The following is a 9,391-nucleotide window of genomic DNA, read 5'->3' as shown; positions in this document are numbered from 1 at the left end:
GAACATCCGAGGCGTAGCCTCAGGGAATGCGTGCTGGAATCCTGATCGGCGCGGCCGCAGTGGCGCTGGGCGTCATCGCGAGCGGCGCCCCCGCATCTGCCGAGCCATGTCCACCGGAGGTGTGCAGCATTCCCGGGTTGCCGGGCGGTAGTTTGCCCTTCAATCCGCAGATGTCTGACCTGCCGCAAGACCCGATGTGGATGGGCCAGGCCTGGGATTGGTTGAGCAAGCGGGACAACACGGGCATGTTCAATGCCCCGGGGCCTGCGGAGTTCATTCGATCGCAGCCATCCGACTCGGGTATCCCGGAGCAGGCCCCTCCAGCCTCACCGGGGCTTGCTCTGCCGGGCGACTAGTCCTGAGCCCATGTTCCGTAGGGCACATCAGGATCGGTGCCCAGTGGAGTGGACGGATCGGCTCCACCGATATCAGTTGCATGGTCCGGGACGTACGGATCGGTTCCGTACGGCACGCCGGGATTTGCGCCTCCCACGGATTGGTCTTGCCGTAATACGTGGCTGCGGCCGCGGTCTGTGGGTAACTCCATGGAGCCCTGCATCGGAGTGTGAATCCCGTGATTGGGGACGGACGGCTGGTCGTTATCGGCGGCGGCGAGCGGGGCGAGCATGATCGCCGCTCCTGCCGCCAAACAACAGGCAGTTGTCGAGAAGGTGAACTTTCGGAACGTCATACGACCAGCCTTCTCCCGCAGTCTGTGAATCAGCTGTCTCTATCCTTGTGGTCGAGTGGGAATGTGACGAGGTGTTTTGGTCGGCTCTCCTCGTGAGGTTCCCACTCGGATTTGTCGGTGGGCGGTGAGATGCTCCCGCTGTGGGGGAGGTTCTGTGGCCATTCCGGTCAACTGAGGCAATCGCTGCCGGAGTTGTGACTGAGCACCTACTCCGAAGTCGGTACGAACAGATTTATCCGTCCGTGTACATACCCCGCGGATCGAGCGTGACGGCGATTCAGCGGGCACAGGCCGCATGGCTGTGGTCGCAGCGGAGCGGGGTGGTCGCGGGGTTGTCCGCGTCAGCACTTCTCGGGTCGAAGTGGGTCGATGGTGCGGCCGACGCGGAGTTGATCTATCGCAACCACAAAGCCCCGACCAGACTGAGGGTGCACCGGGAGTCATTGTTAACCAATGAGGTTGATCGCATTGATGGCGTTGCGGCCACCTCGGCGGCGCGCACGGCATTTGACCTGGGACGTTGGTTGCGGCTCGATACCGCCGTTCAACGATTGGATGCCCTGATTGCCGCTACCGGTGTCAGCCCTGCGGAGATTCAGAAGGTGGCGGCCGCGCATCCTGGAGCCAGAGGGTTGGTGACGCTTGGCAAGGCGCTGGAATTGGTTGACGGTGGAGCGGAGTCACCGCAAGAAACTCGCACTCGGCTGCTTCTCGTTAGGTCAGGATTTCCCAAGCCGCGAAGTCAGATCCGTGTGTATACGCGTTATGGAGAGTTTGTCGCAAGGGTCGATATGGGATGGGAGGACCTCAAGCTCGGAGTCGAGTTTGATGGCGCACAGCATTGGACCGACCCGTATCAGCGTTCTCGCGATGTCGATCGCTCGGCCGGACTCTCAGCGGAGGGCTGGACCATCATTCGGGTGACATCCGAGATGCTTCAGCATCGCGCAGGCACGATCGTGGCTCGGGTCGACGAAGCGTTTCGAACAGCACTGTCGAGTGGGAATCTGGCGAGGGATTTCGGTCGATTCGCCTCGTGAGATTCCCAGTCGGCGTCTAGATAATGGCGGCGTTCGCTGCCGTGAGGTGAGCGACGGCCTCGGTGACGATCGCGTCGATCAGCTCCTGGCAGCTCGGCAGGTCATCGAGGATGCCCGCGACCTGACCCGAGGCGAGAACACCGGCACCGGTATTCCCTTCGACGAGTCCGGCTTTCAGCAGCATCGGGGTGTTCGCCGCCATGAGCACCTGTGACCAGGTGAGCTCCTTGCCATGCCGCATCGCCAGGCCGTCCTTGATCATGGACCGCCAGGTCATGCCCGTCATCTTCTTGAACTTCGCCGCATTCAGCATCGCGGCACTGAAACCGCGCACCCGCGAACCGCTTTCGAGCTTCTCAACCAGCTCTGTACGCAATACCCGGTGCGGCATGCCATCGACACGGGTCGACACCACGGTGCCGTCGAGAGCCGAGGCCAGGTAGCGTTCCTTGACCGCATCCGGCACGGTGCTATCGGCGGTCAGCAGGAATCGGGTACCCATGGCCACACCGGCCGCGCCGTAGGACAGCGCCGCCGCGAGGCCACGTCCGTCGAAGAATCCGCCGGCGGCGATGACCGGCATTCCGGTGTCCTTGACCGCGTCGAGCACCGAGGGGAGTAGCAGGGTTGTCGCGACGGGGCCGGTGTGTCCACCGCCCTCGCCGCCCTGCACGATCACCGCATCGGCGCCCCAGGCCGCGACTTTCTTGGCATGCTTGGCCGCTCCGATAGACGGAACCACCACCACGCCATTGTCTTTCAGCCTGGCGATCAGATCCTGCTTGGGCGCCAGCGCAAACGAGGCGACCTTGACCTTCTCGCGGATTAACAACTCGATGCGCTCCGTGGCGTCACCGGCATCGGCGCGAATGTTCACACCGAACGGCTTGTCGGTCAGCGACTTCGTCTTCGCGACTGCCGCGACCAGTTCCTCCAGCGTCATGGTCGCAGAGGCGAGAATGCCCAGACCGCCGGCGTTCGAGGTGGCGGCGACCAGGCGCGGTCCCGCCACCCAGCCCATACCTGTCTGCACGACAGGATGGTCGATGCCGACCAGCTCGGTCAGCGGTGTCTTCAGGACCGGTGCGCTCACGCCTTGACTTCCTTGTCCCGGAATGACTTCGGATCAATCACTTCGCGGATGATCCGCAACTCTTCCTCGGTGGGTACCCGGGTCTGGTCAGCGTCAGCCAGACCGTGCACCTCGAAGCTGGTGTTGGATGCGACGTCCTCGGCCGAGACCCCGGGGTGCAGAGTCAGCGCTTGCATCTCGTGGTTGGGTCCGTTGAAGTCGAACACGCCCAGGTTCGTGATCACCCGGAACACGTTCAGGTACTTGAAGGCAGGGTTTGCGGGGTCGGCCTTGTCGTAGCCGACGCCGGACACGATGTCGACGGAGTTGCCGAAGACCCGTGCCGAGTGGTTACCCACCCAGTACGAGGTGGCGTGGTTGATGGTGTTTCCCGGAGCGCCGCGCACACCGAACATCTGCCGGGTGGGTTGTTGCAGCGGCCCGAACGCCGAGAGGTTCTGATTACCGTAGCGATCAATCTGGTTGGCGCCCATGACAACATGCCGACGACCCGAGGCCACCACATCGAATACCTTGCGGAACGGCATCCATCCCTCGATCGGAGAGGTGCCGCCAATCGCCGGTGTTTCGGCCATCAGGACGGCCTCGCCATCGGAGAGCACCAGGTCGGGGGAGAAGGTCAGGCGGGCCAGCCGGGCGCCGACGGTGGACATCGTCGACATCGCGGAGGCCATGATCTCGCCTGCGTCCCTGAATAACTCGGCGCATGCGACGGCGCATACCTCGGCGCGGGTTGCCTCGCTCATGCCTGCTGCTCCTTAAAGCGCTTGACGGCTGCCTGGTAGTCCTCTTCGGAACCGGACAGGTATGTGTCGACGAACTTCTGCCAGGTTTCCGGAGCGCCTGCGGCCTCGGCATAGTGCCGCTGGAACTTCTCGTCACGGCCGTAATCTGCGGCGCCGATGGTGAAGTGCGCGCCACCGGGTGCCTCGACGACCTTGTCGACCATCATGCGGTTCAGCAGAAGAGATTGCAGAGGAACGGTTTTGACCAGTTCCTCGGTGGAGACGATCTTCTCCACCGAAAGGTAGCGGCGCTCGGCGGCCAGGCAGTAGAGGTCGTCGAAGTACGGGTCGACGCCGGTGTAGGCGGCGTTTCCGGTGGCGTCACCCAGATTCAGATGCACGAATGCTGCATCAAGGTTCAGTGCGGGCATCGCGACCAGGGTTTCCGCGTTGCCGGACGAGTCCGGGTACGGCGACGTGACGGTCTTGAGTTCGTCGCCCCAGAAGTTCATGACGTCGGACCCCAGCCCGGCCCGGATGGGCAGGAACGGCAGTCGGGCGGCGGCGGCTTCCAGACCGCACTTGACCATGCCCTCATCCATCTCGCGGGACTCGATCGCACCGGTGGTGCGCGCCTTGGCGAACCACGGGTCATAGAACGGCGGTGAATCCAGGGAGACGAAGCCGTAATAGGCCTTCTTCACTTTGCCCGCAGAACACAGCAGGCCCAAGTCCGGTCCGCCGTAGGTTACGACCGTCAAATTCTTGATGTCCGAACGCAGAATCGCGCGCACGAAGGCCATCGGCTTGCGGCGTGAACCCCAGCCCCCAAGGCCGATGGTCATGCCGCTGCGCAGTTCGGCGACGACCTCGTCGAGTGTGGTTGTCTTGTCGCTCATATTTTCTCCTCTTCGCGCAAGCGGCTCATCGGCTACTGTCCCTTCGGCTTTCCGGTCTCGACGAATGCGTCACGATGCTCGTCGGCGACACCCGCCAGGTTGAGCTCGAATGTGAAGCCCTGTTCCATGCGATAGCTCGACTCGACGTCCTGCGGGTCGATGAAGTTGATGGCCTCCTTGGCGGCCCGGATCACGCGGGTGTCCTTGGCGGCGATGTCACGTGCCACGCGTAGCGCAGCTTCGTCGAGCTCATCGCGCGGCACCACCTCGTGGATGGATCCGTAGTGGTGCAAGGTCTTTGCGTCGATCTTGGCTGCCGTGTAGAACATCCGGCGCATGACATGCTGGGGGACCAGTCGCTGCAGATGAGTGGCGGTGCCGAGCGCGCCACGGTCTACCTCGGGCACGCTGAACACCGCATCATCGGAGGCGACGATCACATCGGCGTTGCCCACCAAGCCGATTCCACCGCCCAGGCAGAAGCCGTTGACGGCGGCTATGACGGGCACCTTGCAGCGGTACACCGCGCTGAAAGCCTCGAAACAGCCGCGGTTGGTGTCGATCAGCGCGGTATAGCCCTTGCCGTCCGCTTGGGTGGCCTGCATCTCTTTGATGTCGGCTCCCGCGTTGAAGCCGCGGCCCTCGGCCCGCAGGATCACCACGTGGGTGGACGGGTCATTGCCCGCGGCCAAGATGGCGTCGGCCATTTCAAACCATCCACGCGAGGGGATGGCGTTGACCTTCGGGTAGTCGACGGTGACGGTGACGATGCCCGGTTCAACCGTCGCGGTGATGATGCCCATGAGACTCCTCAAGGTACCGAAACAAGCACTTGCTTGGTACGCTACCATGGCTCGAAAGCGCAGGACAAACAGTAGGAATACGGCAAGGAGTCACGTGCGAACCCCTTACGAACTCGGCCTTGAGGGCCGCGTCGTGCTGGTCACCGGAGGTGTCCGCGGCGTCGGCGCCGGGATCAGCCGGGTGTTCGACGAGCTCGGTGCGACGGTGATTACCTGCGCGCGCCGCCCTGGTGAGACCCCCTACGAATTCCATCCCTGCGATATCCGCGACGAAGAGTCGGTGGGCGCGCTCATCAGTGCCATCGTGTCTGGGCACGGGCGCCTGGATGCTGTTGTGAACAACGCAGGCGGTGCCCCCTTCGCGCTGGCCGCCGACGCGAGCCACAACTTTCACCGCAAGATCATCGAACTGAACTTGCTCTCCGCACTGCTCGTCTCGCAGCGCGCCAATGCCGTTATGCAACGCCAGGACGACGGCGGCACCATCGTCAACATCACCAGCGTGAGCGCAAGCCGGCCCTCGCCGGGCACTGCCGCGTACGGCGCGGCCAAGGCCGGACTGGAGAGTCTGACCCGGAGCCTTGCCGTGGAATGGGCGCCCAAGGTGCGGGTGAACGCACTGGCCGCCGGGATGATCCGCACCGAGCTCTCGGAAATGCATTACGGCGACGAAGACGGGATCGCCTCCGTCGGTGCGACGGTGCCGCTGGGTCGTCTTGCTAATCCTGACGAGATCGGTTGGACCGCAGCATTTCTTGCCTCACCCTTGTCTTCCTACGTGACCGGTTCGGTCCTCACGGTGCACGGTGGAGGGGAGCGCCCCGCGTTCCTCGACGCCGCCAATGTCAACAGCAATGAGAACGGCGAAAAGGAATAGAACATGCCAGGTTTGCTCGACGGTCGGGTCGTCATCATCACCGGCGCTGGCCGCGGTATCGGTCGTGCGCACGCGCTCGCGTTCGCCGCCGAGGGCGCACGCGTGGTCGTCAACGACATCGGTGTGGGCCTGGATGGATCGGCGGGCACGAGCCCGGCTCAGGAAGTCGTCGAGGAGATCAAGGCAGCGGGTGGCGAGGCCGTTACCAATGGTGATGATGTCGCCGATTGGAAAGGCGCCAAGAATCTGATTGACACCGCAGTCAATTCTTTTGGCCGCCTGGATGTCCTGGTCAACAACGCCGGTTTCCTGCGCGATCGGATGCTTGCCAACATGAGCGAGGAGGAGTGGGACGCGGTGATCCGCGTGCACCTCAAGGGACACTTCGCGCCCTTGCGCCACGCCGCCGCGTATTGGCGCGATGAGTTCAAGGCCGGCAACGCGGTGGACGCGCGCATCATCAACACCAGTTCCGCCGCCGGGCTGCAAGGCAGTGTCGGGCAAGGGAACTACGCCGCGGCCAAGGCCGGTATCGCCACCTTGACCTTGCAGGCCGCCGCCGAGATGGGCCGCTACGGCATCACCGTCAATGCCATCGCTCCGGCAGCGCGCACCCGGATGACCGAGGCGGTCTTCGCCGAGACCATGGCCAAGCCCGAGGACGGCGCGTTCGACGCGATGGCGCCGGAGAACGTCTCGCCGCTGGTGGTTTGGCTGGGCAGTCCGGAGGCTCGCGACGTCACGGGAAAGGTGTTCGAGGTCGAAGCGGGCGTCATTCGCGTCGCCGAAGGCTGGGCGCACGGTCCGCAGGTGGATAAGGGATCCCGTTGGGACCCAAGTGAATTGGGCCCAGTGGTCACCGAGCTGCTCGGCAAGGCGCGCACCCCGGTCCCGGTATACGGCAGCCAGTCCTAATCCGACGGCCGCTCCAGGACGACGACGGGGATCTTGCGGGTTGTGTACGACTGGTACTTGTCGAAGTCCGCGTACAGCTCGACCAGCTTGGGCCAGTAGTACGTCCGCTCCTCATCGGTGGCGGTGTGCGCCGTCATCGCTCGAATATCGCCCTTGATCTGAACGGTGACTTCAGAATTCGCCTTCAGGTTGAGGTACCACGCCGGGTTGGCATCACGTCCGCCTTGCGATGCGACTAGGACAACCTTGTCTCCATCGGGTAGGTAGAGCAGCGCGCTCAGTCGCTTCTGCCCGGTCTTGCGGCCCGTGGTGGTGAGCAGCAGCACCGGTATGCCCCACGGGAAAGCCGCACCTACACGCCACTTTCCGCCGAGACGGCCGCCGGTCCTCTGGTACAGCCATACGTTGACTGTGGTCATCCACTTGATGAGCTTGCCGGCGAACTCGGAGTTCAACTGGGCGGGTGCATTCGCGGATAAGCCGCTCGCGGGAAGACCGTCAGACATGGCCCTATGCTACGAGGGTGTCAACACCTGGAGCCTCAGACGAAGTGCGTATTGCCGCAGCGAATGCATACATCGAAGCCCTCGTCACACATCAGGCGGACGCGGTGCCGTTCGCTCCGGAATGTGTGCGGATCGAGCAGGGTGTCAAGACCGGATTCTCCGGAGATCACTTGCGGCGCAGCCTGAACAATGGTCCGCAGTTCCGCCTGATTGCGGCCGCCTCCAACCGGCAGTTCCGTGTCGAGGGGGAGAATGTCGTCGCGAGTTTCATCATCGAAACCAAAGCCAAGGTCGCCGGGTGGCGCGTCGTCGCGAAAGTGGACGAGACGTTCAAAATCCCGGCGGATGATCCCCGGATTCATCACATCCGGGCGATCTTCGTCCCGAAGCTGTCGCGCTCTTAGAACAGGTTCTGGATCTGCGGGTTTCCCTCCGCGCCCCCTTGTCCTGGGGACAATTTCTGTGCTTCACTGCCACTAGAGCCATTAGTGAAATGCATCACAGGCCGGGAGGTACAGCGTGGTACAGGCCCAACATCCCCACTTGCCGGACGGCATCGACTTCACGGATCCCGACCTTTTTGTGAGGGGGATCCCGGAGGGTGAGCTCGCCGAACTGCGGCATACCCAACCGATCTGGTGGAATCGCACCGAGCGCGGGGTTGCTGGGTTCGATGATGATGGCTTCTGGGTGGTGTCCAAACACAAAGATGTCAGGGAGATCTCGCTTCGGTGCGACGTGTTCTCCAGTGAGCAGAACACCGCGATACCCCGCTATCTGCCGACCACTCCACGTGAGCGGATCGACGCGACACGTTTGATCATGCTCAACATGGACCCACCACGGCACAGCAGGTTGCGGCACATCATCAGCCGAGGGTTCACGCCGCGGGCGGTGAACCGACTGCGCGACGATCTCAACACCCGGGCGCAAGGCATTGCGAGAGCGGCAGCCCAGATGCGGCACGGGGACTTTGTCGAGCAGGTGGCCTGTGAGCTTCCGCTGCAAGCGATCGCGGGCTTGATGGGTACCCCATTGGATGAGCGCGAGCAGCTCTTCGATTGGTCCAATAGGCTGGTTGGTTCGGACGATGGCGAGGATGACAGCGCTATCGCCAGCGCCGAGTTGCTGATGTACGCCATGGGAGTTGCGGCCCGCAAGGCCGTGGAGCCCGGTCCCGATATCTGCACTGATTTGGTGAATGCCGATATCGACGGCCAGAAACTATCCGATGACGAGTTCGGCTTCTTCGTCATGCTTTTGGCGGTAGCCGGCAATGAAACGACTCGCAACTCCATCACCCATGGCATGCACGCGTTCACTCAGTTCCCGGACCAGTGGCAGCTGTACAAGAAGGAGCGGCCCGAGTCGGCCGCCGACGAGATCGTGCGTTGGGCGACGCCGGTAACGTCGTTTCAGCGGACTGCGCTGGAGGACACCGAGCTTGGTGGCGTGCGGATCAAGAAGGGGCAGCGCGTGGTCATGATGTACCGCAGCGCGAACTTCGACGAAGAGGTCTTCGAAGATCCGTTCTCTTTCAACATCATGCGAAACCCCAACCCGCACGTGGGATTCGGGGGAAATGGCGAGCACCACTGCGTCGGGGCCAACCTGGCCCGCATGACCATCAACCTCATGTTCAACGCGATCGCCGACCACATGCCCGACCTCGCGTCGGCAGGGGAGCCCGACAGACTGCGGTCCGGGTGGCTCAACGGGGTAAAGCACTGGGAGGTCGACTTCTGTCCGGCCGGATTCCCTCGCGAGCAGGCGGTATCCCCGGGCCGGGCGAGCTGACCAGAAAGCCCCCGGCACCGCGATGCCGGGGGCTCTTCGGCGGGC

At 63.3% G+C, this 9,391-nt stretch carries 12 protein-coding genes; 6 read left to right on the top strand and 6 right to left on the bottom strand.

The window, feature by feature from the left end:
• The first annotated feature begins 26 nt into the window (after positions 1-26).
• On the top strand, positions 27-356 hold the full coding sequence (locus B4383_RS25995; protein WP_286150775.1) for a hypothetical protein: 330 nt from the start codon (positions 27-29) through the stop codon (positions 354-356).
• On the opposite strand, the gene B4383_RS25990 is transcribed toward B4383_RS25995, so the two are convergent.
• Complete coding sequence (locus B4383_RS25990) at positions 353-691, bottom strand: hypothetical protein (RefSeq protein WP_078294636.1); 339 nt, start codon at positions 689-691, stop codon at positions 353-355. The two genes, B4383_RS25995 and B4383_RS25990, sit on opposite strands and share 4 nt — an antisense overlap.
• Positions 692-831: 140 nt before the next feature.
• On the opposite strand from B4383_RS25990, the gene B4383_RS25985 reads away from it, so the two are divergent.
• A complete protein-coding gene (locus B4383_RS25985) occupies positions 832-1,731 on the top strand; it encodes a DUF559 domain-containing protein (RefSeq protein WP_078294637.1) in 900 nt (299 codons plus the stop codon).
• A 16-nt stretch (positions 1,732-1,747) separates the two neighbouring features.
• On the opposite strand, the gene ipdC is transcribed toward B4383_RS25985, so the two are convergent.
• From ipdC to B4383_RS25965, 4 genes are read right to left on the bottom strand one after another with little or no spacing between them, the layout of a single operon-like run.
• Positions 1,748-2,824 (bottom strand): (3aS,4S,5R,7aS)-5-hydroxy-7a-methyl-1-oxo-octahydro-1H-indene-4-carboxyl-CoA dehydrogenase, encoded by a 1,077-nt coding sequence (gene ipdC / locus B4383_RS25980; RefSeq protein ID WP_078294638.1) that lies wholly within the window; start codon positions 2,822-2,824, stop codon positions 1,748-1,750.
• Positions 2,821-3,570, bottom strand: coding sequence for a CoA-transferase (locus B4383_RS25975; protein WP_078294639.1), 750 nt, complete (start codon positions 3,568-3,570; stop codon positions 2,821-2,823). Before B4383_RS25975 ends, ipdC begins: the two co-directional genes overlap by 4 nt.
• Complete coding sequence (locus tag B4383_RS25970) at positions 3,567-4,448, bottom strand: CoA-transferase (RefSeq protein ID WP_078294640.1); 882 nt, start codon at positions 4,446-4,448, stop codon at positions 3,567-3,569. The genes B4383_RS25975 and B4383_RS25970 overlap by 4 nt, the downstream gene beginning before the upstream one ends.
• A 32-nt stretch (positions 4,449-4,480) precedes the next feature.
• Positions 4,481-5,251: an enoyl-CoA hydratase family protein gene (locus B4383_RS25965; protein ID WP_078294641.1), complete on the bottom strand. Its 771-nt coding sequence runs from the start codon at positions 5,249-5,251 to the stop codon at positions 4,481-4,483.
• A 94-nt stretch (positions 5,252-5,345) separates the two neighbouring features.
• Between B4383_RS25965 and B4383_RS25960 the strand changes: the two genes are divergently transcribed.
• Positions 5,346-6,128: an SDR family oxidoreductase gene (locus B4383_RS25960; RefSeq protein WP_078294642.1), complete on the top strand. Its 783-nt coding sequence runs from the start codon at positions 5,346-5,348 to the stop codon at positions 6,126-6,128.
• Between the two features lie 3 nt (positions 6,129-6,131).
• Positions 6,132-7,043 carry an SDR family oxidoreductase gene (locus tag B4383_RS25955; protein ID WP_078294643.1) on the top strand — a complete coding sequence of 304 codons (912 nt, stop codon included), beginning with the start codon at positions 6,132-6,134 and terminating at the stop codon, positions 7,041-7,043.
• On the opposite strand, the gene B4383_RS25950 is transcribed toward B4383_RS25955, so the two are convergent.
• Positions 7,040-7,549, bottom strand: coding sequence for a nitroreductase family deazaflavin-dependent oxidoreductase (locus tag B4383_RS25950; protein WP_078294644.1), 510 nt, complete (start codon positions 7,547-7,549; stop codon positions 7,040-7,042). The two genes, B4383_RS25955 and B4383_RS25950, sit on opposite strands and share 4 nt — an antisense overlap.
• Before the next feature lie 17 nt (positions 7,550-7,566).
• On the opposite strand from B4383_RS25950, the gene B4383_RS25945 reads away from it, so the two are divergent.
• Positions 7,567-7,953, top strand: coding sequence for a hypothetical protein (locus tag B4383_RS25945; protein ID WP_078294645.1), 387 nt, complete (start codon positions 7,567-7,569; stop codon positions 7,951-7,953).
• 115 nt (positions 7,954-8,068) lie between these two features.
• Positions 8,069-9,346 (top strand): cytochrome P450, encoded by a 1,278-nt coding sequence (locus B4383_RS25940; RefSeq protein ID WP_078294646.1) that lies wholly within the window; start codon positions 8,069-8,071, stop codon positions 9,344-9,346.
• The last annotated feature ends 45 nt before the right edge of the window (positions 9,347-9,391 follow it).

The sequence above is a fragment of the Mycobacterium sp. D16R24 genome (assembly GCF_002013385.1).
Classification (GTDB): domain Bacteria; phylum Actinomycetota; class Actinomycetes; order Mycobacteriales; family Mycobacteriaceae; genus Mycobacterium.
Note: the sequence above shows the minus strand (reverse complement) of the source record. Positions and strands in the feature narration are given on the sequence as shown.